The 265-nt window shown below is 47.2% G+C and carries 1 pseudogene; it reads left to right on the top strand.

The window, feature by feature from the left end:
- Nucleotides 1-265 (top strand): annotated as a pseudogene (locus KVT27_RS25015) (hypothetical protein); the annotation flags it as partial.

Raw genomic sequence — 265 nt, 5'->3', positions numbered from 1 at the left:
CCCGCCTACCTGGAAAGAGCGCTATTCGAGCTGATCCGTGAATACGAAACGAAGCCGCCCTACTATGAGCTGCGAATCAAAAGCAACATGCTTGATATTTTGGCCTTCCTTCTAAGGGAGCAATATTACAGCAGCCTAACGAAAACAGACGGTCAAGTTGAATTCCTCTCCGAAATCCGCAGCTACATCGACCGGAATGTCAATCAGAATGTGACGTTGGAGTCGTTAACCGAGCAGTTCCACGTCAGCAAATTTTATCTGATTC

It is taken from the genome of Lysinibacillus sp. GbtcB16 (genome assembly GCF_019091145.1).
Lineage (GTDB): Bacteria > Bacillota > Bacilli > Bacillales_A > Planococcaceae > Lysinibacillus > Lysinibacillus fusiformis.
Note: the sequence above shows the minus strand (reverse complement) of the source record. Positions and strands in the feature narration are given on the sequence as shown.